This window comes from Vibrio anguillarum (assembly GCF_003390515.1).
GTDB classification, from domain to species: Bacteria; Pseudomonadota; Gammaproteobacteria; order Enterobacterales; family Vibrionaceae; genus Vibrio; species Vibrio anguillarum.
Window position 1 is genome coordinate 972,728 of sequence record NZ_CP031478.1, and the last position, 26,377, is coordinate 999,104.

Genomic DNA, 26,377 nt, shown 5'->3' on the forward strand with positions numbered 1-26,377 from the left:
GATTTGTGTATAAGAGACAGGATTAGGGTGGGGTGTTTCTTGGTTGCTGGCAGTACCCCCTCCTAACCTCCCCTAAAAGAGGAAAGAACAGAACGGTATACAGACCGAAGGCATGCTTTACATAAGTTGGCACTCAAAAATAGTGTGAAATAGTCAAATAGCGGGCACGGATGTGCTCTATCAGCAAGCGGACTTTATTCGGGGGTTGGCGAGTAAAGGGATACACGGCGTATATACCCAATTTTTTGCCCACTTGTTCCGGGAAAATATCCACTAGTTGGCCGTTACGAAAATCATGATAAACCAAACAGCGCGGTACATAAGCAATGCCGTGGCCGCCTAAAGCCGCTTTTCTCAATGCCGTGGCGTTATCCGTAGAAAAGCAGCCCGAGACTGTGACAATGTAGTTTCCTTTGCGACCTTTAAATTCCCACTCGCTCGCGCCTGTGGTTTGGTAGGCATATTGAAAACAGTTGTGGTTGACTAAATCTTCCGGTTTTAACGGTTTTCCATTTTTCGCAATATAAGAGGGAGAAGCACACACAACCCACTGTGAGTCTAAAATATGCCGCGCAATTAGGCTTGAATCTTCCAAGTAACCAGTGCGGATCACTAGGTCAAAACCCCCTTCCACTAAATCAACAAAACGGTTATCAAGCGACATGTCTACCGTTAAACCGGGGTGTAAATTGCAAAATTCCGCAACCGCGTCGGCCAATATTAGATCGCCTGATATGGTGGGTACCGACATTTTGATGTGGCCGCTGACATTTTCACCAAATCCAGCCACCGCATCGACGGCTTCTTGAGTGGCAAGCTTCACATTTTTCGCACCCTGTAACAGTGCCTTGCCCGCTTCAGTCAGAGTTAATTTACGCGTAGTTCGATATAATAGCTGCACGCCTAACTCTTCTTCTAAACGCGCCATTCTTTTACTAACTACCGAATTTGTAAGGCTATTCTGTTCTGCTACTTTACTAAAACTTCCCAGTTCCATCACTTGTGAAAACAATATTAGGTCGTCTGCTCGCATTTTATTATGTCAATTTTGGAATTAATTATTTTCATTATTTCCCTATATTCATAAAAAATAAAGGAGTAAATTCACCCCGAATTAACAAAAACATCACAAATATAATAATTTAGCTACCCGACGTGGCCGAAAGGTCTGTAGCCCCTACAGGATGTCTGCTCCTCAACTATCCTACTATTTAGAGCTAGTACGAAGAGCACACTTTACGAGGAAGTATCCAATGAACGAAACCTTACTGGCACTAGTGGCCTTCTCCCCCATTGTGGTGGCAGCGATTCTTTTAGTCGGGCTCAACTGGCCTGCGAAAAAGGCGATGCCCGTGGCTTTTGCGTTAACCGTGGCCATCGCCCTCACATTTTGGGATATGTCGGCAAACCGCGTGCTCGCTTCTGTTTTGCAAGGGTTCGGTATCACGATTTCCGTGCTCTGGATTGTGTTTGGCGCAATCTTCCTACTCAACACCTTAAAACACACTGGTGCTATCACCACCATTCGTAACGGTTTTACTGATGTTTCGGCTGATCGCCGTGTGCAAGCCATTATCATTGCGTGGTGTTTTGGCTCTTTTATTGAAGGCGCTTCTGGTTTTGGTACACCGGCGGCTATCGCGGCTCCGTTGCTGGTTGCGATTGGCTTTCCGGCGTTGGCTGCCGTATTGATGGGAATGATGATCCAATCCACTCCTGTCTCTTTCGGCGCAGTGGGAACGCCCATTATTGTTGGGGTAAACAAGGGGTTAGATACGCACAACATCACCGAAACGCTGATCAGCAACGGTTCAAGTTGGGATGTGTATTTACAGCAAATCACCGCCAGTGTCGCCATCACCCATGCGATAGTCGGTACATTGATGCCAGTATTAATGGCGATGATGTTGACGCGCTTTTTCGGTAAAAACAAAAGCTGGACCGAAGGGTTAGATATTTTGCCTTTTGCGATTTTCTCTGGCTTGGCTTTTACTGTGCCTTACGCGCTAACGGGCGTCTTTCTTGGCCCAGAATTTCCCTCATTAATCGGTGGCTTGATCAGCTTGGCACTGGTTGTCACGGCTGCGAAAAAAGGCTTTTTAGTACCCAAATCACAATGGGATTTTCCAGAAGAGAAATCGTGGCCCGCAGAGTGGTTAGGCTCATTAAAAATTGATATTGAAGAGATCAAGGCTAAACCGATGGGCCTTGCATTAGCTTGGACTCCCTATGTTCTGCTCGCGGTTATCCTTGTGGCAAGCCGTGTGAGCAGCGAATTTAAGTCACTGCTGGCTGGAGTGAGCCTATCCTTTAACAACATTCTGGCTGAAACGGGCGTCAGCACGGCCATTCAACCGCTTTATCTTCCCGGTGGCATCTTGGTTTTTGTCGCGTTACTGGCAGTAATATTGCAGTCACGCAGTGCGACACCACTCATCAAAGCATTCGGTGAATCAAGCAAAACGCTGATCGGCGCGGGCTTTGTGTTGGTATTTACTATCCCTATGGTGCGTATTTTTATTAACTCTGGCGTCAATGGCGCAGAGCTTGCGAGCATGCCTGTCACTACCGCCAATTTTGCCGCGGGTTTAGTCGGTGATGCCTTCCCTGCATTAAGTGCCACCGTTGGCGCACTTGGGGCGTTCATCGCAGGCTCAAATACGGTGTCGAACATGATGTTCAGTCAATTCCAGTTTGAAGTGGCGCAAACACTCTCTATTTCCAGTGTGATGATCATTGCGCTACAAGCTGTTGGCGCAGCGGCGGGCAATATGATTGCGATTCACAACGTCGTCGCGGCATCAGCAACGGTCGGTTTATTGGGCCGTGAAGGAGCCACGCTGCGCAAAACCATTATCCCGACTTTCTACTACCTTGTGATGACTGGCCTTATCGGTTTAGTGGTGATTTACGGCTTTAATATGACCGACGTACTAATGACCCAGCAACCCTAAGTTTGGTGATGTGATTTGGTATCAACTTGGTTTTTATAACCATTAATCTTGTGTAATAAATGCAGAGCTCGCTAGGCGGCGGCTCTGTACAAATTAGGATTCAATCTATGATTATTTCAGCCTCCACCGACTATCGCGCTGCCGCGAAAGCGAAATTGCCTCCTTTTCTGTTTCATTATATTGATGGTGGCTCATACGGTGAGCACACGCTCACACGCAATACCGCGGATTTAGCTGACATCGCACTGCGCCAACGCGTGCTTAATGACATGTCAGAGCTCAGTTTAGAAACACAACTGTTTGGCGAACAGCTTGCAATGCCGATTGCCCTTGCCCCTGTTGGTTTAACTGGTATGTACGCTCGGCGCGGCGAAGTGCAAGCGGCGCGCGCGGCTGAAAATAAAGGCATTCCTTTTACACTGTCCACCGTATCGGTTTGCCCGATCGAAGAAGTATCATCGGCGCTGGCTCGGCCGATTTGGTTTCAACTCTACGTGCTCAAAGATCGCGGTTTTATGAAAAATGTGTTGGAGCGCGCCAAAGCCGCGGGGGTAAAAAACCTCGTGTTTACCGTGGATATGCCCGTTCCCGGCGCGCGTTACCGCGACATGCATTCTGGCATGAGCGGCCCTAATGCGGCGATGCGCCGAGTGTTTCAAGCGATGAAACACCCAAGCTGGGCGTGGGATGTTGGCTTGCTCGGTAAACCACACGATTTAGGCAATATTTCTGCCTACCGTGGCACGCCGACTAAGTTGGAAGACTACATTGGTTGGCTTGGTGAGAATTTTGATCCTTCCATTTCATGGAAAGATTTAGAGTGGATCCGCGACTTTTGGGACGGCCCGATGATCATTAAAGGCATTCTAGATACAGAAGATGCCAAAGACGCGGTGCGCTTTGGCGCTGATGGCATTATCGTATCCAACCACGGTGGTCGCCAGCTTGATGGAGTGTTGTCAACCGCCAAAGCCTTACCTGCAATTGCTGATGCGGTGAAGGGTGACCTGAAAATTCTGGTCGATTCAGGGATTCGCACTGGGCTTGATGTGGTACGCATGCTGGCGCTGGGCGCGGACTGCACGCTGCTGGGTCGCTCGTTTGTTTATGCATTGGCGGCGCAAGGTCAAAGCGGCGTTGAGAACTTGCTCGATTTGTATGAAAAAGAGATGCGCGTTGCCATGACCTTAACCGGAGCGAAAACCATTGCCGATTTGTCACGAGACTCGTTAGTCAAACTTTAATCTCATGATGACAAACCAACGGTAGCCGCACGTTAACCTATCCACAACCTCAATTTAAAATGGGAAACAATGATGGCCAGCACTCTTTCAGACGCCACCTATCGTCAACTGGAAACGCAACTCGCTACACGCATCGACCTTGAGCGCATCATCACGCAGCAGGCAAAACGCCTTGCTTATGGCACTGATGCCAGTTTCTATCGCTTGGTGCCGAAAATTGTGCTGCGCTTGCAAAGCCTTGATGAGGTCATTTTTGCCATTAAAAGCTGCCGCGAGCTTGGCGTTCACTGCACGTTTCGCGCCGCTGGCACCAGTTTATCTGGTCAGGCAGTTTCTGATTCGGTTTTGATCGCCTTAACCGATGACTGGCGAGGCCATCGCATTCACGATGAGGGCAAAAAAATCACCCTACAACCGGGGGTCATCGGAGCCGATGCCAACAAATACCTTGCCCCTTTTCAACGCAAAATCGGCCCAGATCCAGCCTCAATTAACACCTGCAAAATTGGTGGAATCGCCGCCAATAACGCCAGTGGTATGTGCTGCGGCACCGCGCAAAACTCTTACCGCACTGTCGATAGTATGAAGATCGTCTTCGCAGACGGTTCCGTGCTCGACACCGCAAACCCAGAAAGCATCGCTGCATTCAAAATCGCTAAACCCGAATTGATTGAAGGTATTGCTCAACTTCATGCACAAACGGCGCAAAATCACACACTATCAAAGCTTATTCACCACAAATATCGCCTAAAAAACACCACTGGCTACGCCCTAAATGCTCTCGTTGATTACTCTGACCCGATTGAAATTATTGAACATTTGATGATTGGGTCGGAAGGCACACTCGGTTTTATTGCCGACATCACCTACAACACCGTCATTGAGCACGCGCACAAAGCCTCTGCGCTGCTTGTCTTTGCTGATATTGAGCAGGCTAGCCAAGCGGTTACGACCCTGTCCAAAACCCCAGTTGCGGCAGTGGAAATGATGGATGGACGCGCGATGCGCTCTGTCGCTGACAAAGCTGGCATGCCCGCATTTATTGCGCAATTGGATCTAGAAGCCGCGGCGCTGCTAATTGAGTCTCACGCCAGCGATCACGCGGCCCTTCATTCACAATGCAGCGCCGTGATGGCAGCACTAAGCGACTACCAGATCATCGAATCCGTACCATTCACCTCTGATACCAAAACGGTGGCAACCTTATGGGGCATTCGCAAAGGGATGTTTCCTGCCGTGGGCGCAGTGCGCGAAGTGGGGACAACCGTCATCATTGAAGATGTGGCGTTTCCGGTAGAAAGCCTTGCTAATGGTGTGCGCGACTTGCAGGCTTTGTTTGATCACTACCACTATCACGAAGCCATCATCTTCGGCCACGCTCTGGAAGGCAACTTGCATTTTGTCTTTACACAAGGCTTTGATAGCCAAAGTGAAATCGACCGCTACGGCGCATTTATGGATGAAGTGGCCGAGCTGGTGGCAGTGAAATATCAGGGTTCACTCAAAGCCGAGCACGGCACGGGCCGTAACATGGCACCGTATGTGGAATTGGAATGGGGCAAAGACGGTTACGCCTTAATGCAACAAATCAAAACACTGTTTGATCCACAAGGCTTGCTCAACCCCGGCGTTATAATCAACGATGATCCGCGTTCTCACCTAGCTAACCTAAAGCCGATGCCAGCGGCCGATGCCTTGGTCGATCGCTGCATCGAATGCGGGTTTTGCGAACCTGTTTGTCCATCTCGCACACTATCACTCTCGCCCCGTCAACGAATCGTCTTGTACCGCGAGCTACAACGTCGACGCGCGCAAGGTGAAACGGTAGAAGCTTCTGAGCTTGAAAAAGTCTTTGAATACCAAGGATTAGACACCTGCGCCGCAACTGGCTTATGCGCTGAGCGCTGCCCTGTTGGTATCAACACTGGCGATTTAGTGAAAAAGCTGCGCACCGCGAAATACCAAAAATTCATCCCCATTGCTACATGGACGGCGGATCACTTTGCCGCCACCACAGCCGTGGCTAAAATCGGCCTCAGTGCCAACCAATTGGCGAGCAAATGGCTGGGCGAGAAGTTAGTCGGCGGCGCAACCAACGGCTTGCGTAAACTCAGCAAAGGCAAAACGCCTATTTGGTATCCACAACTGCCGCAAGCCAATCATCAGAACTTAACCATTGCAGTAGAAAACCTGCCGCGCCGTGAGAAAAAAGTGGTCTATCTACCCTCTTGTGCAAGCCGAAATATGGGCCAACAAAACAGCGCAGGCGATCAGCGGCCATTAACCGAAGTGACCTTATCGCTGCTTAACAAAGCAGGATATGAGGTGATCCTACCTAACGAGCTCAACAGCCAATGTTGTGGTATGCCCTATGACAGCAAGGGAATGAATGAGCTTGCACAGTCAAAAGCGCAGCAGTTAGAAGCCGCGTTATGGCAAGCTAGCCAACAAGGGCGATATCCGGTATTGATGGACACTAGCCCGTGTGCAAAACGCAGTATTGAACAATTTACTAAACCACTGGAGATCTTAGAACCCGTCGGTTTTGTCAATAAGTATCTGCTGGATTCTTTAGCGATCAAAGCCAAAGAAGAAACTGTGATGCTGCATATCACCTGTAGTGCGCGCAAAATGGGGTTGGAAGCCGACATGCTCAAATTGACCCAAACCTGCGTCAGCACAGTGATTGTGCCAGAGCATATTCAATGCTGCGGCTGGGCGGGCGATAAAGGCTTTACCACGCCAGAACTGAATGCGGCGGCCGTTCATCCGCTCAAAGAGCAAGTCCCTGCTCACTGCGAACGCGGATTCAGTAATAGCCGTACCTGTGAAATTGGCCTGTCGCACCACAGCGGCATTCCATATCAATCCATTTTGTATTTGGTTGATGAAGTGTCTAAACCGCTTTGATCTACTCTCAATCTTAAAATAGCCCATTGGATAAAATGGGCTGTTTTTTTGTCTCTTTATCTGGCGTACCTTTGCCTCGCATACCAAGAGTTTGTAAATACGCTTTGGGGCTTAAACCAAACTGACTGCGAAAGCGTTGATTAAATCGTTGTTCCGATTGGTAGCCGCAACACTGTGCCAATATCGCTATATTTCGTTGGCCACTTTGCATTAAGTTCAGCGCGTGATTCACACGCACTTCAGCCAAAACCTCACGGTAACGGGTGCCATGTTGCTTTAAGCGTCGAATTAAGGTCGCGCGGCTCATGGCAAAGTGCGTTGCTACCCGCTCAAGTGGATGTTCTTCTTCTGGTGACTGGGCGAGGTAGTTTCTCAGCTTCTGCTCAAAGGGTAGAGAATTACTCTCAAAGAGCCAATGCAGTGCACCTTGCTCAGCCAATTGTTGGTATAACACCATCAGTAGATAGGCTTGGGTTTCTTGGCTGATTAACGAAAGATCGAACGAGGCGAGCGCATTGAGCGAACTTTTCAGTGAAGAGTTGGTTGAAATCACAGGCCACATAACTGGGCGCTCATGACTTGCGCTTAACGTAAGCATCGCCTCGGTCGGGCGGTAGGTGAAACTGAACAGCCTTGACGAGAAGTAACCGTGTTCTGGTAAATTTTCGAAACTGAGCGAAGCTGAGGCCTCACACAACAATAACGAAGTGCTCGATAGATTAGTGGCCTCTTCTTTATGAAACAGTTTTTTACTGCCAGATTGGATCTGAATCAAGCTTGGAGAGTGAATCCTCACATTTCTCAGCCTTTGTTGCTGAGCGGCTCGAAAGGTGGTGACTTGGTATTGGTGATTCATCACTCCCCCCTGAATTAGCGTGTATAGGTTGCGGTCAGCGTCGCTTTTTCTAACGCCAAACTATTGAGGGTAAAACCAACCACCGCAGGTGATACATCGGCCGCCAAATTGAGTTTTTCCGTCGGGAGAGCCCATACCGTAAACTGGTAACGGTGCATTCCGTGCCCTTCTGGTGGACAAGCACCACCAAAACCAACGCTGCCATAATCGATACGTGTTTCTATTGCACCGAGTTTTTTGACTTCAACCCCACGTGCTAGCTCACTCACTGTCGCTGGAATATCCAGCGCAATCCAATGCCAAAAGCCACTTCCTGTCGGAGCATCTGGATCAAAAACCGTAATAGCAAAGCTTTTGGTTCCTTGTGGTGCATCAGTCCAAATTAAGTGCGGCGAAAGATTCTCCCCAGAACAACCCCAACCTGAAAATTCAAAGGTTTTTGCCATCGGGTGGCCTTCTTGGATATCACGGCTGCTGAGTTGCAGAGCGTTTGCCATCCCTGTAAATAATAAGCTGGTGGTTAACGTCGTGGTGACGATGGCCGAGCTAAAAATCGTCGAGTTCATTGTTTTCTCCTATGAATAAGTTCATGAACAAGTCTAGCAGCATCACCCATGCAACATCCGACAAAAAGTATCATTTATCTTCTTTAAGAATCAGCCAATGATACTTTGTGTTGCAGCCACTCTTCTATTATTAATACGTCTACTTGGCTTAATAGCGGCAATTGTATTGAGTTCGACTCAAGCCACAGCTTCAACGGAAAAAGAACCACTACCCACTATCGCGGATAACGTTATTGTAGAGTGGAAAGTAGAGGTAGGAAGGGAGAACGAGAGCCCTCCTCCGTTGAGAAGGAGAGCCGGAAGGAATTACCACATCAAATCATCAGGGACTACGAAATCCGCGTACGGATCATCTTCAGCAGGTAGAGATTCATCGGCGGTTTTATTTTCGATAATGCTCTCTTCATCACGCATGAAGATTTTATCCGCTACCACACCCGGGATGACAGCATAGCCATCTTCATAACGCGCGATAGCCAGGATTCCTTTACTCAGTTGATCACGAACCAGTGAATCGACATAAAGTGACTTCACCAACTTACCATCAACAAAGTTGTATTTGATTTCACCGTGTTTTAGATCCAGCTTATTCATCTCAATCAGTTGTTTTACTTGAGCGCGAATTTCTTTGCTCAACAACTGCTCTTTTTGCTGTTTATTTAGTGCCTTGTCGCGCTCTTGTTGCTCGACTTTATTCGCTTCTACTGCCGCTTTCACTTCACGTGCTTGCACGCGCGATTTTTTAGAGCTCTTTTTCGCTTTGCTGAGTTTTTTGGCGTTAACTAAACCCGCTTTTAGCATTTGCTCTTGTAGAGATAAGGTTGCCATGATCAATCCAAGTCAGTTATTTGCTGGTGAGTTTAACGGTTCATGGCGAGTGAATAAAGAGCGCTGTAGTTATCTTATTCATCCTAACGAGCAAAAAATGCTTTTCTAAACTCATAACGCTGCTTTGCCGCGTAGCGTACCCACTCTTCTGTCGAAAGGGTGGCATAGGCTGTCTTTCTCTGGTTTGAGAGCGTCTTTTCTAACTGCGCTAACGCTTGCTGGTAGTCAATGACTTGAGCAGCCTGCGCTTGTTGCTCGATTTGGCGATGGGCCACCTCACTGCGCTCATGTTCATTTAAGTAAAGTTCGGCCAAACCTTGTTGTACTTCTAAGCGCTGTTCTAACGATAAATGTTGAGGGATCAGCCGAATCGCTTGTTCATAGCGTGCATTACCTGTGTTTAATGAAAAGGCATCCCATTGATATTGATGCTGTGTAAGCCGCTGTTCAATGCTCTGCAACGCCTCTTCTACGGAAGCAATGCCTTCGTAGTCATTGGGTTGCTGTACAAAATCATCATAAGCGTACTGATCAGCAAACAAGATATCCGCTTGTCGCCCCCATACTTGTTGATCAATCGATTTTACATAAGCCATTTTGTCACCTAATTCCGTATCCTGACTGATGAGTTCCATTCCAAGCAACGCGTCACGTTGCGCCTGTTTTTGCCAATAGAGTGCAACCAGCTCATAGCGTTCATGGGGCAACTGCGTTTGTAATTGTTGTAGCCGCGCAGCGCACACATTTTGCTGACGACACTGTTGCCAAAACTGCTCTATTCTCTCTCTCAGCGCTTTGCCTATTTCTGTTTGCAGCGTTTCACCAACGAGTGTCCACTCTTCATGGGTTTGATGATCGCGATTAGCCAGCAAAGCAACGCTACTTTGCTCTGGCAAACGCACCGTGCCCGGCAATGCAACCTCAATTCTATTGGGGGGTGTTTGGATAGTGGGAAACTCATCCCTCTTCACCCACCAATAACTTGCGCTGCCGACTAAGGCAACGCAGATCAATAACCTAACCCAACGCATCTAGCGGATCTCAGCTTTAACCGGAAAGTGATCCGATAAATTGTAATGCTGCCATAAACGCTCGTCCGTGGTTCTTGGCACCAGCACAGTATTGCGGTTTTGTTGTTCGCTTGGTTGTGCAAACTCTTGACTTACCACCACATAATCGAGGTACTCCACGTTTTCACCACCGGATAAGGCTTCTCCTGCAAAATCATTGATACGCGGATCAAACGTTGATTCGGTATAGCCTGCGTAGCTAGGTTCGGTTGACGCAAGATTCGCGAGCATGTTTTGATAGTCATCGGCAAATTTACGTTTATTCACGTTAAAATCACCGCCATAAATCACCGTTTCTGTGCTGGGAATAGAGAACGATTGCGCAAAACTGCGCATCTGTCTGAACTGACGTTGGCGATAATCGCGAGCGGTATCGGTATCAAACGAGGCAGTATGCGTTGCAAACAGATGATAAGCCTGACCATTTTTGATAATTTCAGCATAATTCACCCCTTTATCAGCAAAACAGTCAGTTCCCGAGCAATCAGGGAAAACATATTGTCCTTGGTTAACAATTGGGTAGCGGCTGACGATCATCACTCCGCCGTCATGGATATTCACCCCAGACTTATCGAGCATCTTCGTTTGGTACGGATACTCTTTTGCCAGCTCTCGAAGAAAGGCATCACGCCCCGCAGCAAACACTTCTTGCAGCATTACGGCATCATATCCTTTGATATGCTGAGGGATGATAGCAAAACGCTCGGCAATATTTGAAGCAATTACAGGTAACGCCCAAACGTTATAGGTCATCACTTTTAAGGTCTCAGCGTCGGGTGTTTCTTCTGTATTCGTTGGCGTAATGGTGTAATAAATATCGTCGTAACGAGTGGTGCTGACGGATTTAAACGCAAGCTCGGTTGGACGTTCAATCAACTGCGTTGAGTAATAACGGTGAACCGCACGATCATTTTGCCACTGAAGAGGAATATCTCGTGCTTGTACCCCATGCTCAATGCTTGAGTTATACCAATGACCTTCCATCTTCTGCTGTAAAGAGAAAACCTGCCCTTGCGGCAAAGTCACCATGGTTTCAAATTGGTACGTTTTGCCAGATTTCACCCCTTGCCAGCGGTTAAAGCCGAGCACCATTTTGGTTTCCCACGGGCCTAACGTTTCACTGTGTTGCTGCCATTCACTGCCTTGTTGCAACTGATCAGATCCGGTCTGTTTCACAGTAATAGACATCGGCAGCGCAGAGTTATTGGTTAAATAAATATCGGTGTCCGCCAATACCGCATGAGCAGCAAGAGACAACCCAAATAGCATGACTTTATTAATAATCTTCACGTTTTCATCCTTTAACTGTGAAAAAATAAATTAAGCCATCCCCCTATGAAATATTGATGTAAGAAATACGACAGTTTGAGTACTCCAAGAAAGGTCACGAAAAATATAAAAACTATTGAACGATTTATCGATATTTTTTCTTTCAAGGCAAATTTTAGCGTTATACTGCCCGCCCCAAATTGTGAGAGGATTTTTTGTGGAACGTGAAATGTCAGTGATCATTGGTTTGTGTAACCCTAAAAGCCCAACCAACGTAGGTGGTGTGATGCGCGCAGCAGGTTGCTACCAAGCGTGCGCGGTTCGCTACAGTGGTGAGCGTTATGATCGCGCAGTGAAATTTCAAACCGACACAAAAAACATTCAAAGTAAAATCCCGCTCACCGCGATGGTGGAGATCACGCAGGACTTGCCAAGTGAGATGAAAATCGTCTGTGTTGAACTGGCAGAAGGGGCCACACCACTGCCCGAGTTTATTCACCCGGAAAAAGCGCTGTATGTGTTTGGCCCTGAAGATGGTTCTATTCCACAAGAGATAGTCAACCAAGCCAGCGAGGTTGTATACATCCCAACAATTGGTTGCATGAATTTGGCCGCGAGCGTCAATGTGCTGCTGTATGATCGCTTAGCAAAATCCAAGCTCGATATTGATCACAGCCAACGTATTCTGAGCAGCCGAGATGTGAAAAATCGTTTGAAGTTTAAACGTGCTGATCAACCTGCCACTTAAGGCTGCAATCGAAGCCAATGAAACAAGCGAACGTTCTTCACTCAATAGAGCATAACGCTCACTTATTTCATTGGCAGTCATAACGGTTAAGTCTCGCTAGCGAATATCCAGCTGTTTAAGAACCGATGGGTAACCCCAACCATCTTCACCAACTTTAACTTCGTCTCCCGTTAAATAGTGATAAAGAGTGGGCGCAAGTGAGCCATTTTCGACTGAACCGAGCGGCGTGGCTTGATTGCCAATCGGGCTCCCCCAAAAACCGATAAAAGCATCTTTTTCTAGATAGCTTTCACCCGCATGACGTCCCGGAACTTTAGTATTAAAGCCAACGCCCTCTTTAGGAAATAGGTTAATGGTGCCCGCACGGTCGTCTTCATAAATAGCAGCGAGCTGATTAACCGAATCTGGACGGGGCGTAAAACGTGTTAACTCTCGCCACTGCGCACTTGAGCACCACGTCTCAGGTTGATTCGCTTTAGCGTGATAAACGCAACGTTCGACGAGTTTTGCATAATGTTCTAGCTCGTCAGATGAAGGAGGCGACAAATAAGCATTTAGCTGCTGAACGCCAAGCAGTAATGGCTGTTCCGATTTAGCAAAATAGCGCAGTTTATCACCCTTTTTTTCAATCCATTCATCCACTCGTTTACCTTGCCGCTCGCCAACCAACCGTACAGAACAGTCCGTTAAATCACATGGTTTTTCTCTCACAACTAAATAATCTAGGCTTTCAGCAAGTCGCGCTACGGTTTCATCGATCACATCAACCTGCTGCCCTGGCTTAGAATGGATCGGTTGCCAACGGATCAGCTCTTGATAAACCGGTTGAACTTCCCATCCAGCTTCTGCATTAAAGAAATCCATCATAAAATTTCCACCCGCAGTGGAAGCGACGACCACATCAATCCCTTTGTTTGACGGCGCGTTAATCGCATTCGTCATTTTTGGCCCTTCTCCCTCATCCGATGAGATTTTTTTCACGTTGAGTTTTATTCCCAGTTGTGACGCTAGCGGCTCAAAGATCTGTTTTTCTGGGTTGAGGGAGAAATAAACAGGCGCTAAACCATGATCGCCAGCCATGCCCCATAACGTGCGGTTATATACTCCCGCGTCTTGATAGGTTGCTTCTATTTGCGCTAGCCAGTAATCGAGGCGGTTTAGCTCCCCAGTTGGCATGATGACTTCATCGCTGAATGGGCCGCTAAAATGAGCAAAATGATCCGGCCATGGATTATAAATCAGCGTATAGTCGGGCATTCCTTTCAGTTCTTTTTGTGCAAGTTGTTTCAACTGGTGAGCAAGCACTTGATGGCGAGTCCAGCGAGTATAAAAATCCCACTTGCTTATCTGCTGATAGCGCGTGACCTCTTCAACTAATGTCGCTCGCAACTGTTGGAGTTCACGTTCGACAATCGCGCGCTCTTTCAGCTCACGCACACACCGCTTTTCACCAAAATCACGTAATGCCTCACCCGCCCCCAAATTCACTAAACCATCATAAGTGGTATGAGCATTCCAATCGTATTGTGCATTGCAGTTGAGGGTGTTGAGGTAAGCGAGGCGATCAAACATCGTTTGTACTTGATTTTTAGCCAGTAAGCGATCAAGCTGCAGTGCATCATTACCAAAAAAGTAATAAGCTCGGTCGGTTGGGCGATCAACAAAGTGGAAATTGGGTATGCCAGTACCACCTTGGCCGGACACCTTAGCTCCTGTTTTTATGATCGGTAGATTACGCACACTGATCGTTGGTGTTGATGAAATGCCCACTTGAGTAATAGAAGCGCGATGATCATGATACAAGCGTTTAAAAAACGGCAAGTAATGTGGATCGTGATAAGGCTGCTCAGCCAATATCTGCATGAAACGTACTTGCTGCTGATGTTCGGGTTGAACCACCGCCATTGAAGAAGGCTTAGTGCTCAATCGATTGTTGTGATCTTGGTGAGCTTTGCGGATAAATGGCTTACTCGGGTCAACTAAACCTTCGATCAGCCCTTGTTGCAAACCATCCACGGTGATCTGCACTGCCATACGACGTTGTTGCTGAGAGCGGAGAAACGCAATCAATGCTAGAGGATCATCATCAAATGCTTTTTGTAACCAGGAATTTAGTGCTTGTTCTCGCTCTTGCTGATAGACAAATTGGCGGTAGCCTTTTAATACGTTCATACGCACAAAATCAATCAAAGTAACCGTGATTGCCTCTGCTTTGTTGTTCACACGTGCTGTATTTTCTGGCTTTGCATCTTCTAATACCCCAAAAAGGGCTTGCTTCATCTCTCCTTCATCCATCCCATTAGCAGCCTGACTAATAATTTGGATCACTATCGGTTGGATTTTATTAATCAGTAATCGATCGGGTTCACTTGACGTCAGATATTGATAGTGATCCGGCAATCTCTCAAGCTGTTGCCACTCACCAATTTCAACCAAGGCATCATACACAGTCACCATGGCCGCAATAAATTGGGCATCCACTTTAATCCCTTCATGATGCCCTTGATCTTTAATATTTTCTTTTTGTTCACTCACCACCTCTTCCCCATAATGGTAGAGGCTATGCTCGAATCCCTTTAAAACCTTTGCGTCATAAACAGTACTTAAATACTGTTTAAATACATCATCATTTTCTAACCCCGTATAACGATCATAATATTGATATAAAAAATAGCCCAGCGGGATGGCGTAAGTTGGGTTAGAAATTTGTGCAATAACGCGAGCTTTTGTTTTTGCATCTAAAGGCAACATAAGGATATAGCTATCGAGTGTTACCCCGGCGATGGTAAATAAGGTCGAATCACGGGCAAAGCGCGTTGAATAGCTTAAAGACGACGCCATTTGATTTTTCAATATTTGCGCCGAATTGAACAGCCCGCCAACCACAGGCGCATCACTGATAGCAGCGAAAGAGGTTGATGAAAGTAAAGAAGTTAAGAGTAACGCGATGGGTTTTAGCCGCCCAAAAGAATAAAATATCATACTGTTTTCCCTACAGTTATTGCATGCGCACATTGTGGCAAGCTTACTCGTAAGGTCAAGCCGTAAGTTATATTTACGTTATAAATCGGCCATATGTCCACATCAAAAGTAATGATACCAATTAGGTATTCTATACTGGTTAATTCTATTGCGTTCTTAGCGATTTGAATCTATAACAGTGGAAACAAAAATAATAAATAACACCCTCATCTAACGCTAGAGAAACTTGGCTTAATTTGTTTTTAACTTATTTAATTCGAGGTAATCATGCGTACCAACCAACCTGTCACACAAAAAGAAGTCAAGTTTCCACCTAGCTATAACTTATTATCGGTCACTAAACCAAGCAGCCATATCACTTATGCCAGTAAAGAGTTTTGTGAAGTGGCGGGCTACTCATTAGAAGAGCTTATCAACCAGCCTCACAACCTAGTTCGTCACCCAGACATGCCAGCAGAAGCGTTTAAAGATATGTGGGAGCATTTAAAACGCGGCCAATCTTGGATGGGTATCGTCAAAAATAGATGTAAAAATGGCGATCATTATTGGGTTGATGCGTTTGCTTCTCCGATAGTCGAAAATGGCAAAACGGTTGAGTTTCAGTCGGTACGTTTGTGTCCAAGTCGAGAACACATCACCAACGCAGAAAAAATCTACGCGCAGCTTAAAGCAGGCAAAACACCCAGGCAGTTAAAGCTGCCTCGGACTCGCCTGTGGCAACGTTTGGCCATCGCCTTAGTTCCGATTGCAGGCATCAGCTTTGTGGCTGACACTCTTCTTCCGGGAATAGGCTTAGTATTGATGTTATTACTGTCCATGGTTGCAGGTTATTATTTAACTCGCCGTTTAGAATCGCTCAGTGCCGAAGCACGCAAGATATTTGATAACCCACTAATGGAATTGGTGTATAACGGCCATATTGATGACATTTCTGAAATCAAACTTGCGTTAAAAATGCGCCAATCCGAACTCAATGCTGTGGTGGGACGCATTCAAGATTCAAACCAACAAATTGGTGAAGCGGCCAATTCATCTTCAAAAAACTGCAAAACAACTGCGACCAATTTAGAAGGTCAAACACGAGAAACAGAACAAGTTGCCGCCGCGATCAATGAAATGCACTCTACCGCGAATGAAATTGCACAAAATGCGCAAAGTGCATCAGACGCAACAGAGAAAGCAAAATTGGCCGCCGAAGAAGGTATGGATTCGGTAAAAGATACATTGAATGCAATGCAACAGCTCGCAACCCAACTAGACAGCGCTTCATCGGTTGTCACACAATTGGCAGACCACGGAAAAACCATTGGCCAAGTGTTAATTGTGATCCAATCTGTCGCTGAGCAAACCAACCTGCTTGCACTTAACGCCGCTATTGAAGCTGCTCGGGCTGGCGAGCAAGGCCGTGGATTTGCGGTCGTTGCCGACGAAGTTCGCACCTTGGCACAACGCAGCCATGAGTCCACTAAAGAGATCCAAAATGTCATTGCGCTGATTCAAACCAGCACCCACCAAGCTGTCGATGCGATGCATGAAGGCGCACAGTTATCTAAATTATGTGTTAATAGTGCTAATGTCTCTGGCGATAAACTCAATATGCTACTTACACAAGTGATTGATATTACGGATAGAAATGAACAAATTGCCACCGCCGTAGAAGAGATGGCACGCGTGACTGAAGATATGAATTCAAGCGTTCAATCGATCAGTGATGTCTGTGTTGCGACCAATATTTTGGCCAGTGATACACGAGATGAATGTGAGGATTTAGTGGTAAACCTTAGCTCTCAAGGCACATTAGTTCGCCAATTCCGACGGTTATAATTTCATGTCCGACTAGCCCTCTAACGAGGGCTTTTATTAACGGTAGATAGACTTTGTGGACTCTCGCACAATTAAATCGATAGGGGGTAACCTAGCATCGTGCCTCTCACCACTGAGCAAGTTGAGAATGGAATGCGCACACACCGCACCGATCTCTTCAATTGGTTGGCGCAATGTCGTTAGGGCCGGAGTGAAATACTGAGAGACAGGTAAGTCATCAAAACCAATTACTGAAACATCATCTGGCACTCGCACACCGTGATCAGTTAACGCCTTAATGGCACCATAAGCCGTTTGATCATTAGCAGCAAAAATCGCCGAGAAATGGACTTTCGACTGCAACAGTTCAACCGTCTTTTCATACCCACATTCAGAGCTAAAGTCACCTTGTTTAATGAGTTTAGGCATAGGCTTAATTCCCGCTTCACGAAGCGCTTTTTGGTAGCCAGTGAAACGTGCGGTTGAATCAGGCTGATTAGCGAGCCCTTTTATATGAGCAATGTTCACGTGCCCTAATTGCAATAGGTGCAAGGTGGCAATATAACCGCCGAGTACATTGTCCACATTAATGCAACGTACATTATTACTAACAATTTGGTGGCCGACAGCAATGATGGGAATCGATTGAGCATATTTGAGGATTTGATCGCTTTTTAAACTGCCTGTCACTATGATCATTCCATCGACATTGCTTCTGGCAAGATACTCCAGTGCATGTGCTTCCAAGTTTTTCTGCCACTGACCTGTGGCAATCACCAGTGAATACCCTTGGGTCATTAATACCTTCTCCATGTCATTCAGAATTCGACTGGTGTGAGGGCTCTCTGCGTGCTGCACTAATACACCAATAGTCATCGAACGCTTATTGCCTAGATGACTGGTTGGGTAACTAGGTTTGTAGCCAAGGGTTTTAATTGCACGTTCAATATTTTGGCTTTTTTCATCCGATACGTAAGTTGTGCGATTCAAAAAACGAGAGACAGTGCTTGCCGAAACTTCGGCAAGCTTAGCGACATCATAAACAGTGGGTGCTTTCTTTGATTTTCTCATGGCGATGTTTGGCCCTTTAGAAGCACTCCTTCTCCACACAGAGAAGGAGTCTATCGTTTCTTTTTACTGTGTATCCCAACATATATTGGCGATCACAAATTGACACTCACCATTAGTAAATAATGAGAAGGGCGTGTCGAGATGAGTAAAACTTAATCCCTGCGCTGAGAAATGTGAACAAGCAATGTTCACGCGCGTAAAGCTATCATTGATGGTGGAAAAGTAGTGGCTGACGTCCACTTTAACCACGTTATCAATATCCCCCAAACATCCAGGAACAACGGCGCGTTGCAGTGCCAAATAAACAGGTTCTGTTGCCGCTCTGAGCACTTTAATCTCAAAACTGACCACACCATGCGCATTATCGTAATGGCTGAAATCTTCCGCTTGCCCTAGCCCCGTTTGCGCATAAACCATTGCTCCCCCCCCCAGAATTTCTACCTCAACGGCGTCTTGCTGCTGCTGGTAGTTATACGGCTTAGTTCGGACAGCACCGAGTTTCATCACGTTGTTGCGTGAGACATCCACACCCATCCAATGTTCAGCATCCGACACTTTAAGTTGATAATCGCCTATCGTCGCCATAATGCCATACAGATGCTCTGCATGTGTTGCTTGCCATTTTACTTCTTCTGAGTCGATATCTAGATCAAGGTTATCCAAATCTCGAGTTTGTTTTTTTTCAGCGTAATTAAGCCCATAACCGTATTCAAATAAAGGAGCATGTTCCCCAACAGGAGACTGCTCACATTCAGGCACGACATAGTTGGGAATATGAGGAGGAATACGGTTCACACAGGTGCTGCGCTTTTTATTGGGCCAACTGAATGACAAGGTACCAGAGAAGTCGATATTAACTTCACCATTCTCTTTAGCCACTAAAACATCAGTAATGCCACGTCCTTCGCTGCCGGGTAAAAATGCCGCAACAAAAGCATCAGACAAGGATATTTCTTCATTGACAAACAGTGGACGACCGCTAAAGAAAATCGATACCACTTTTACGCCGCGCTTATGAAATGCTTTGATTTTTTCGCTATCTGCTCGGTAGCGACGTTTCAAGGTTGAAAACTCCAAAGATTGCCACGCTTTGATGTCACCCATCATTTCAGAATAAGGATCTTCACCAAACACCACAACCGCAATATCACCCGCTTGCCAATCACCCGTTAATTCTGGATCGTAGTAAACATTATCTATGCCCAATTCGGCTTCTAACGCCATTTTCACTGTGGTGGCTCCGGGGAAATCGGCTAAGTTATTTTCATCCCCTTGCCAAGTGAGGTTCCACCCGCCCGCTTGCTTTTGCAAATCATTGGCACCGCTGCCCGTTAACACAACCTTGCACCCACGTTTGAGCGGTAAAATACCCTTGTTATTTTTCAACAGTACCATCGATTGCTGCACGGCTTGGCGAGCGATAGCACGATGTTCAGAGCAACCAATCAGTGACTGCTGACCAGCCAAAGCTCGCGCTGAAGGATGCGGTTTTTTCCATAAACCCGCGCGCATTTTCACCCGTAAAATACGCGTCACAGCATCATCAATTCGGCTCTGGCTCAGTACTCCACTTTTGGCATCGCTCACCGCTTGACGATAGGCTGATTGCCAATGCTCACGAATAGGGATCATTAAAATATCGTTACCCGCATTGATAGCGTAAGTCGCATTACCATCGGTACATTTACTGACTTCAGAATGACCATGCCAATCGGTTACAACTAATCCATCAAAGCCCATTTGATCTTTCAAAACATCAGTGAGTAGGTACTTACTGCCATGAATTTTGAGGTTGTAATCACCTGAAATGTGCGGTGCGTGATCGTAGTTCGCTTGGTTATCCCACGAATTAAATGAAGACATCACCACTTGCGCACCGGCATTAAGGCCACTGAAATAGCCCATGGCATGCACGTTACGCAGCAGATCTTCACTGTAAGTATTGCTGCCGCGATCAACACCATTCACTGTGCCGCCATCGCCCACCCAATGTTTGACGTTTGAGATCACATGATGCTCACCTTGTAAGTCAATGGCGTCACCTTGCAAACCTGCGACCATTTCACTGGCATAAACATAAGTCACTTCGGGGTCTTCAGAGTAACCTTCATAGCAGCGCCCCCAACGCAAATCACGAGGGGTGGCTACGGTTGGTGCAAAGGTCCAATCAATACCCGTCGCGGCGATTTCCAGCGCGGTAATACGGCCAATTTTGCGAATTAAGGCAGGATTGCGCGCGCACCCCAACCCAATATTGTGCGGAAATACGGTTGCACCAAAGACGTTATTGTGGCCGTGTACTGCGTCAGTCCCCCACATAAACGGAATATGAAATGGGCGACCTTGATAAGCTTTTTCTGCGGCAAACCAGTATTCATCTGCTTTCGCTACCCATTCACTGGCTGGTGCATGTTTATTGCTGTTTGGCCAAGAGCCACCACCATTGAGTACCGTACCAATCTTATAATCGATGATTTCTTGCGGTGTAATATCGCGGATTTCTGGTTGGATAATCTGGCCAATTTTTTCTTCTAAGGTCATCAACCCTACGATTCTTGCTACTTGCTGTTCAATTTCAGGGTCAGCTTTGATTGCTGATTCTATTTTGGGCCAAACGTCGAAATAAGGGGCTTGCTTTATTATTGTCATCGTCTTGTTCACCATTAAAAACTAGCCAATGAGTTTTCACTCAGCGCATCAAAAATATGAATCGCATCTAGGTCGAGATAGAGTGTAACCTTCGTCACCTCTACCTCTGCCGCTTGGGTTTCCACCATCAAAGGCTGGCCTGCAACATGGGTTTTCAACAAAATACTCGCACCGAGCAACTCTTTATCTTTGAGCGTGACGGCAATTGGCAACACGCGTTCATGGTTAACTTGTTCTGCGCGTAAGTGAATATCGGTGGGGCGAATACCGACATGCAATGCGAGGTTTTTAGACGCATGCGCTTTAAATCGCTCGGGAAGCGGGATAAAGATGTCACCCAGTTGGATAAGCCATTCGCCATCTTGCTGGATAAGTTGTGCATCAAGCATGTTCATCGAAGGGTTACCAATAAACTGCGCCACAAATTTGTTCGCCGGGCGTTGAAACACCTCTGTTGGCGTACCGACTTGTGCAACATAACCATCTTTGAGGATCACAATGCGATCAGCGAGCGTCATGGCCTCAATTTGATCATGCGTAACATAAATAGTGGTAGTTTTAAGCTGACGATGTAACTGCTTGATCTCTTCGCGCATCACACCACGAAGTTTGGCATCTAAGTTAGAAAGTGGCTCATCAAACAAGAACACTTTTGGCGTACGCACCATGGCACGCCCCATCGCCACGCGTTGGCGTTGACCGCCGGATAACTCTTTAGGCTTACGATCAAGGAGTGGGTCAAGCTCTAACATTTTTGCCGCTTTACGCACTTCCTTATCGATTTCAGTTTTTGACATGCCTTTTAACTTCAATGCAAACGCGATGTTTTCATACACGCTCATATGTGGGTAAAGCGCATAACTTTGGAACACCATCGCTAAGTCTCTATCTTTGGCATCTACGTTATTCATCCACTTGTCACCAACGTAAATATCACCGGCAGTAATCGACTCCAGCCCCGCCAACATGCGTAATGTGGTTGATTTTCCGCAACCCGATGGGCCAAGAAATACCACAAACTCACCATCATTCACCGTGAAATCAAAATGCCTAACAACATCCACATGACCAAACGACTTCTTAATGTTCTTAAATTCAACTTTTGCCATAATTTTTCTCCTTCACACTGCGCCTTCTTTCAACAAAACCACGCCAGCATGAGTAACTAAAATGAGGGATTAAAGGCCAATTAGCCTTTTACTGCACCGGATGTTAAGCCGCTTATCATCTGTTTGGACGCAAAGAGATAGATAGTCACCAGTGGCAATATAGAAATGGTGGTGCCAAGCATCACCGCACCCCAAGGCGTATTTGGAATGCCTTGCACGCTACGTAACGCCTGAGTAATAACGTAGTTTTCTGGCGATGTGAGCACCACTAACGGGTTCATAAAGCTGTTCCAGAAAAAGACAAACTGTACAATCGCCAGTGTTGCCAACGCTGGTTTCATCAACGGCAAAACAACGCTCCAGTAGGTACGAAACTCTCCCGCGCCATCGAGTTTGGCCGCTTCTAATAACTCTTTAGGAATAGAGGCCATCACGTGTTGGCGCATTAGAAAAATCCCAAATGGAGTGGTGGTAAACGGCAGCCAAACCGCCATGTGGTTATCCATCAAACCCAGAAATTTCACGATCATAAAATAGGGGATCAAGCTCAAGACGGGTGGGATCATCATGGAAGCCACCAACATGCCAAATAGCGCGTTCTTACCTTTGAACTGAAACACAGCAAATGCGTAACCGCCCATACTGCAAAACAACAGTGAGATAGTGGTGCCTAAAAAGGCAATGTAGATAGAGTTAAACATCGCCTGCCAAAATGGCATAATCTGCAACAGCTTTGCATAGTTAATGGCTAAGCTATCCCCAATGGCAAAGCTGATGCCTGAACCGAAGATTTCCGTACGATCGCGCGTTGACAGCAGCGCTGACCACAAAAATGGGAAAACTGTGATAAGCGCCGAGACAATCAATACAACCGCCAGTAGCGCCATCATTACTTTAGTGATGAGTTCAATGCTGCGATCACTGAGTTTTAAAGCGTGGATTGACATGCTATTACTCCCCCAACCCTTTTTTACCAAAGAAGAAAAACTGAATCGCAGTACAAGTTGCAATCAGCGCAAACAGCAGCCAAGAAATAGCGGATGCCGTGCCCATCTCTAGCCACTCCCAACCCACTTTGTAGAGGTACATTGAGATAGTTAAGCCTGCTTGGCCTACGCCTCCGGTGCCGCGCGTTAATACAAACGGTTCTTCAAACAGTTGTAAGTTGCCAATGATGGTCATGGTGACGGCAAAGAAAACGAAAGGGCGAATCATCGGCAGTGAGATATTCCAAAAACGGCGAAAGGCGTTGGCACCATCCATCCGCGCGGCTTCTAAAATTTCTTTGGGAATGGTCATTAAACCCGTGGTGTACAACACGATGTTAAAACCGGTGTATTTCCAAAAAACCATGATGGCAATCGAGGGTTTGATCATGTTGGCATCATCTAACCAACGGATAGGTTGATACTCATTAAGCCAAGAAAATGCCCAGCCAAAGACACTGCTATTAGCTAAAGCCATTAAGCTTTGGTTGATGATGCCCGAATTGGGTGAATACATATTGAAGAAGATGAGCGACGCCGCCACCGTTGAGGTAATGAATGGCAAAAAATAAGCGGATGTCAGCCAATGACGCAGCCGATCGCCCAATGAAACCAAAATATAGGCCACTGGAATAGCCACTAAATGTTGAGCGACGCCCGAGGTTATCGCCAACCACAATGTATTGCTTAATGAACGCCACAACCAAGGGTCGGTCAATGCAACTTGGTAGTTATCAAATCCCACATAATTCATGGCGGCAACCCCTTCGACGGGGTTCCACGCATGAAAAGAGAGATAGACAGAAAACAGGAGAGGAAAAACTCCAAAAACAGAAAAAATAATCAAAAACGGCAATAGAAACCCGTACGGTGTAAGCGCTTTCAAACTCAGGTGAGAAAAAAAACGTCGACCCGATGGCGCTTGCACAGCGTTGCTCGTAACGTGATTCATAATAACGACCTCTTAGGCATAACATCATGCCTTCTATAACTTACGCTTAGTGAACCACCAGCACCGCTGGCGGTTCTTTTTAATGATGACCGTGCTATTGCATATTACGGGTACGACGCTGAATTAAACGTTCTGCATCTTTCAGTGCGGCTTTGATGTCTTTGCCTTCATCCAACACTTCCATCAGTGCATTTTCTAAGATGATAGAACGAGCCACATGGTCGCCTTTCGCAGGCGCGACTGGTTTGATGTTTTTTGCCACATTCGCAAACAACAAACGCGCTTTTTGACCACCTAGAAATTCAATTTCTTCATTGAACATTGGGTCATCGTAAGTCGTGACATTAGAGGGGAACGCGGCAATCGTTTCGAACGCTTTAAGCTGCACATCACGGTTGGTTGTCATGTACTCAATCAGCTTCCACGCGTCATCTTGATGTTTTGACTGAGTAGGGATTGAGAGAAATGAACCGCCCCAACTGCCGTAAATACCATCAGGAAGGTTTGATACGGCCCATTTGCCTGCTGTATCTGGCGCAATCCAGTTTTTCAGATGTCCGAGTAACCACGCACCAGAAAGCTGAGTGGCAAAAGTACCGTTACGGAAACCCTCATACCATTCGTTAGACCACGCTAAAATTCGGCCATCTAGCCCTTTTTCACGAATCGTTTTTGCCACTTCAAATGCATGTACAAAACGTTCGGAAGTGACGACTGAATTTCCCTTACTATCAAAATACAATCCTTCGCCGTCAGGAACCGTGGTAAAAATGATCGCTTGTGCTACATCAGCGGCGGATGCAATCAGCTGTACGTTTTGTTTCTTCAATATTTCACCGGCTTTGATGTAGGAGTCCCAATCTTTTATCGCTTGATTGATGTCAATCCCCGCCTTTTCAAACACATCGGTTCGGTAGTACATAACGCCTGGGCCAAGATCGACAGGAATGCCATACATATGGCCATCCCCCCCCTTACCTTGTGCCCAAGCATAAGGTGCGAAACGGTCTTGGAATTTGTCCGCGCCATATTTTTCCGACAAATTGACTAAGCCACCGGAGGCAACAAAGGGGCCAATTTTCTCTACATCAACCACAATCACATCCCCCGCTCCGGAGCCTGTGGCAAGGTTCGTCGTCAGCTTGGTGTGGTGGTCGCCGTGGTTATTCATTAAATAGTCAACCTTGATACCACTCTTTTGTTCAAAGTCCGGCAATAAGACTTTCAAACTGCTATCAAAGTCGGGGAAACCGTCTAAACGGATGGTGTGGTCGGCAGCATATGTAAGCGAAGAAAATCCTAAAGCCACGGCGCTTGATAGCACTAAGGTCTTAAATTTCATGATTCATCCTTAATATCTTTATTGTTAGGTTTATAGGGTGTTGAGTAAATTTTTGACGGAGTCTCGTATCACCAACGAAGGGGATAATTTGAAGTTCACGTCGCGTTTGTTTTTGTGCAGCTTTTGAATAACGAGCTGAACCGCTTCTAAGCTCATCTGTTCAAGAGGGAAATTCACGGTCGTTAACGCTGGGGTGAGGTAACGCGCGAATAAAATATCGTCAAATCCAACCAAGGATATGTGTTGTGGTATTTGCAACCCGACACGGCGCAACTCTTCAAATGCACCAAATGCCATATGATCGTTTGAAGCAAATACGGCGCTAAATTCACAGTGACGCATCAGTAATTTGCGCATCGCTTTGACGCCGGATTCTTCGGTAAAACCAGCTTCAGACACGAGCGCTTCTTCATAGTCAAGCCCAGCCTCTTCCAACGCTTTTCGGTAGCCTTGCAAACGGCCTCGCGCATCAGATTTATCCAATGGCCCAGTAATACAAGCAATTCGTTGATGACCCTGACTGAGTAAATACTGTGTTGCCAAAAAGCCACCTATCTCGTTATCAATGTCAATACAGCTGCTGGCCATTTCAGGAATAAAACGGTTCACTAGCACCAAATGAACCCCTTGTTGATCCAATTCAATCAAGTAGTCATCGGTTAGATGTTGAGTATGGAGAATTAATGCATCGACTCGGCGACCTAGCAGAAATTGCACCGACTCTTTTTGTCCTTGCTCGGTGTTCGAGCCTGCCGTCACGACGACGTGGTAGCCAAACTTACGCAATTGCTCTTCAATGTTGTGCAAAATGCTTGAATAAAAAGGGCCCCCTAATTCCGGTACTATGATGCCGATGCTCCCCGTACGGCTTGAGGCCAGTGCTTGAGCAATAGAATTGGGGCGGTAACCAAGATCTTTAATCGCCTTTTCGACTCTGAGTTTTTTATCGTGGCTAACACGGCTAGTTCCATTAATCACCCGCGACACCGTCGCTTGCGATACACCTGCATGTTCAGACACATCTTTAATTGTCGCCAC

Annotated in this window: 19 protein-coding genes; 5 read left to right on the forward strand and 14 right to left on the reverse strand. The window is 46.5% G+C overall.

From position 1 onward, the window contains the following. Window positions 1–133: 133 nt before the first annotated feature. Window positions 134–1,033, reverse strand: a complete 900-nt coding sequence (locus DD616_RS04040; RefSeq protein ID WP_013868134.1) for a LysR family transcriptional regulator — start codon at window positions 1,031–1,033, stop codon at window positions 134–136. Between the two features lie 220 nt (window positions 1,034–1,253). On the opposite strand from DD616_RS04040, the gene DD616_RS04045 reads away from it, so the two are divergent. From DD616_RS04045 to DD616_RS04055, 3 genes are all read left to right on the forward strand, one after another. Next, window positions 1,254–2,954 carry an L-lactate permease gene (locus DD616_RS04045; RefSeq protein ID WP_208871496.1) on the forward strand — a complete coding sequence of 567 codons (1,701 nt, stop codon included), beginning with the start codon at window positions 1,254–1,256 and terminating at the stop codon, window positions 2,952–2,954. Between the two features lie 107 nt (window positions 2,955–3,061). Further along, window positions 3,062–4,198 (forward strand): FMN-dependent L-lactate dehydrogenase LldD, encoded by a 1,137-nt coding sequence (gene lldD, locus DD616_RS04050; RefSeq protein WP_094130067.1) that lies wholly within the window; start codon window positions 3,062–3,064, stop codon window positions 4,196–4,198. 69 nt (window positions 4,199–4,267) lie between these two features. After that, window positions 4,268–7,108 (forward strand): FAD-binding and (Fe-S)-binding domain-containing protein, encoded by a 2,841-nt coding sequence (locus tag DD616_RS04055; RefSeq protein WP_370685848.1) that lies wholly within the window; start codon window positions 4,268–4,270, stop codon window positions 7,106–7,108. A gap of 13 nt (window positions 7,109–7,121) precedes the next feature. Here DD616_RS04055 and DD616_RS04060 read toward each other — a convergent pair whose 3' ends face one another. From DD616_RS04060 to DD616_RS04080, 5 genes are all read right to left on the reverse strand, one after another. After that, complete coding sequence (locus DD616_RS04060; RefSeq protein WP_231140453.1) at window positions 7,122–7,964, reverse strand: helix-turn-helix transcriptional regulator; 843 nt, start codon at window positions 7,962–7,964, stop codon at window positions 7,122–7,124. A gap of 14 nt (window positions 7,965–7,978) precedes the next feature. Beyond that, window positions 7,979–8,530 (reverse strand): YbhB/YbcL family Raf kinase inhibitor-like protein, encoded by a 552-nt coding sequence (locus DD616_RS04065; RefSeq protein ID WP_199871082.1) that lies wholly within the window; start codon window positions 8,528–8,530, stop codon window positions 7,979–7,981. 306 nt (window positions 8,531–8,836) lie between these two features. Further along, the gene (locus DD616_RS04070) at window positions 8,837–9,358 is read right to left on the reverse strand and encodes a DUF2058 domain-containing protein (protein WP_026027777.1); all 522 of its coding nucleotides are present in this window, start codon (window positions 9,356–9,358) and stop codon (window positions 8,837–8,839) included. An 83-nt stretch (window positions 9,359–9,441) separates the two neighbouring features. Then, the gene (locus DD616_RS04075) at window positions 9,442–10,389 is read right to left on the reverse strand and encodes a hypothetical protein (RefSeq protein WP_231140454.1); all 948 of its coding nucleotides are present in this window, start codon (window positions 10,387–10,389) and stop codon (window positions 9,442–9,444) included. Beyond that, window positions 10,390–11,718, reverse strand: a complete 1,329-nt coding sequence (locus DD616_RS04080) for a sphingomyelin phosphodiesterase (protein ID WP_088733549.1) — start codon at window positions 11,716–11,718, stop codon at window positions 10,390–10,392. A gap of 196 nt (window positions 11,719–11,914) precedes the next feature. Between DD616_RS04080 and DD616_RS04085 the strand changes: the two genes are divergently transcribed. Then, window positions 11,915–12,445, forward strand: a complete 531-nt coding sequence (locus DD616_RS04085; RefSeq protein ID WP_370685849.1) for an RNA methyltransferase — start codon at window positions 11,915–11,917, stop codon at window positions 12,443–12,445. A gap of 96 nt (window positions 12,446–12,541) precedes the next feature. Here DD616_RS04085 and DD616_RS04090 read toward each other — a convergent pair whose 3' ends face one another. Then, a complete protein-coding gene (locus DD616_RS04090) occupies window positions 12,542–15,460 on the reverse strand; it encodes an alkaline phosphatase family protein (protein ID WP_208871498.1) in 2,919 nt (972 codons plus the stop codon). Between the two features lie 234 nt (window positions 15,461–15,694). Between DD616_RS04090 and DD616_RS04095 the strand changes: the two genes are divergently transcribed. Beyond that, window positions 15,695–17,251 carry a methyl-accepting chemotaxis protein gene (locus tag DD616_RS04095; protein ID WP_208871499.1) on the forward strand — a complete coding sequence of 519 codons (1,557 nt, stop codon included), beginning with the start codon at window positions 15,695–15,697 and terminating at the stop codon, window positions 17,249–17,251. 36 nt (window positions 17,252–17,287) lie between these two features. On the opposite strand, the gene DD616_RS04100 is transcribed toward DD616_RS04095, so the two are convergent. The 7 genes from DD616_RS04100 to DD616_RS04130 form a co-directional block, all read right to left on the reverse strand. Next, complete coding sequence (locus DD616_RS04100; RefSeq protein ID WP_026027775.1) at window positions 17,288–18,301, reverse strand: LacI family DNA-binding transcriptional regulator; 1,014 nt, start codon at window positions 18,299–18,301, stop codon at window positions 17,288–17,290. A gap of 63 nt (window positions 18,302–18,364) precedes the next feature. After that, entirely contained in the window at window positions 18,365–20,965 is a 2,601-nt protein-coding gene (locus DD616_RS04105; protein WP_208871500.1) for a glycoside hydrolase family 3 protein, read from the reverse strand. Continuing rightward, window positions 20,965–22,059, reverse strand: a complete 1,095-nt coding sequence (locus DD616_RS04110; protein ID WP_088733558.1) for an ABC transporter ATP-binding protein — start codon at window positions 22,057–22,059, stop codon at window positions 20,965–20,967. Before DD616_RS04110 ends, DD616_RS04105 begins: the two co-directional genes overlap by 1 nt. Window positions 22,060–22,139: 80 nt before the next feature. Then, window positions 22,140–23,006 (reverse strand): carbohydrate ABC transporter permease, encoded by an 867-nt coding sequence (locus DD616_RS04115; RefSeq protein ID WP_017044900.1) that lies wholly within the window; start codon window positions 23,004–23,006, stop codon window positions 22,140–22,142. A gap of 4 nt (window positions 23,007–23,010) precedes the next feature. After that, window positions 23,011–23,997: a carbohydrate ABC transporter permease gene (locus DD616_RS04120; protein WP_094130047.1), complete on the reverse strand. Its 987-nt coding sequence runs from the start codon at window positions 23,995–23,997 to the stop codon at window positions 23,011–23,013. A gap of 94 nt (window positions 23,998–24,091) precedes the next feature. After that, on the reverse strand, window positions 24,092–25,339 hold the full coding sequence (locus DD616_RS04125; protein ID WP_094130044.1) for an extracellular solute-binding protein: 1,248 nt from the start codon (window positions 25,337–25,339) through the stop codon (window positions 24,092–24,094). A gap of 30 nt (window positions 25,340–25,369) precedes the next feature. Further along, window positions 25,370–26,377 (reverse strand): LacI family DNA-binding transcriptional regulator, encoded by a 1,008-nt coding sequence (locus DD616_RS04130; RefSeq protein WP_017044901.1) that lies wholly within the window; start codon window positions 26,375–26,377, stop codon window positions 25,370–25,372.

Excerpts from the sequence above, each read along its gene's own strand:
- DD616_RS04040 (WP_013868134.1), bottom strand. The coding sequence starts at position 1,033 with ATGCGAGCAGACGACCTAATATTGTTTTCACAAGTGATGGAACTGGGA.
- DD616_RS04060 (WP_231140453.1), bottom strand. The coding sequence starts at position 7,964 with ATGAATCACCAATACCAAGTCACCACCTTTCGAGCCGCTCAGCAACAA.
- DD616_RS04125 (WP_094130044.1), bottom strand. The coding sequence starts at position 25,339 with ATGAAATTTAAGACCTTAGTGCTATCAAGCGCCGTGGCTTTAGGATTT.
- DD616_RS04105 (WP_208871500.1), bottom strand. The coding sequence starts at position 20,965 with ATGGTGAACAAGACGATGACAATAATAAAGCAAGCCCCTTATTTCGAC.
- DD616_RS04075 (WP_231140454.1), bottom strand. The coding sequence starts at position 10,389 with ATGCGTTGGGTTAGGTTATTGATCTGCGTTGCCTTAGTCGGCAGCGCA.
- DD616_RS04115 (WP_017044900.1), bottom strand. The coding sequence starts at position 23,006 with ATGTCAATCCACGCTTTAAAACTCAGTGATCGCAGCATTGAACTCATC.
- DD616_RS04095 (WP_208871499.1), top strand. The coding sequence starts at position 15,695 with ATGCGTACCAACCAACCTGTCACACAAAAAGAAGTCAAGTTTCCACCT.
- DD616_RS04100 (WP_026027775.1), bottom strand. The coding sequence starts at position 18,301 with ATGAGAAAATCAAAGAAAGCACCCACTGTTTATGATGTCGCTAAGCTT.
- DD616_RS04090 (WP_208871498.1), bottom strand. The coding sequence starts at position 15,460 with ATGTGCGCATGCAATAACTGTAGGGAAAACAGTATGATATTTTATTCT.
- DD616_RS04045 (WP_208871496.1), top strand. The coding sequence starts at position 1,254 with ATGAACGAAACCTTACTGGCACTAGTGGCCTTCTCCCCCATTGTGGTG.
- lldD (WP_094130067.1), top strand. The coding sequence starts at position 3,062 with ATGATTATTTCAGCCTCCACCGACTATCGCGCTGCCGCGAAAGCGAAA.
- DD616_RS04070 (WP_026027777.1), bottom strand. The coding sequence starts at position 9,358 with ATGGCAACCTTATCTCTACAAGAGCAAATGCTAAAAGCGGGTTTAGTT.
- DD616_RS04120 (WP_094130047.1), bottom strand. The coding sequence starts at position 23,997 with ATGAATCACGTTACGAGCAACGCTGTGCAAGCGCCATCGGGTCGACGT.
- DD616_RS04110 (WP_088733558.1), bottom strand. The coding sequence starts at position 22,059 with ATGGCAAAAGTTGAATTTAAGAACATTAAGAAGTCGTTTGGTCATGTG.
- DD616_RS04065 (WP_199871082.1), bottom strand. The coding sequence starts at position 8,530 with ATGAACTCGACGATTTTTAGCTCGGCCATCGTCACCACGACGTTAACC.
- DD616_RS04055 (WP_370685848.1), top strand. The coding sequence starts at position 4,268 with ATGATGGCCAGCACTCTTTCAGACGCCACCTATCGTCAACTGGAAACG.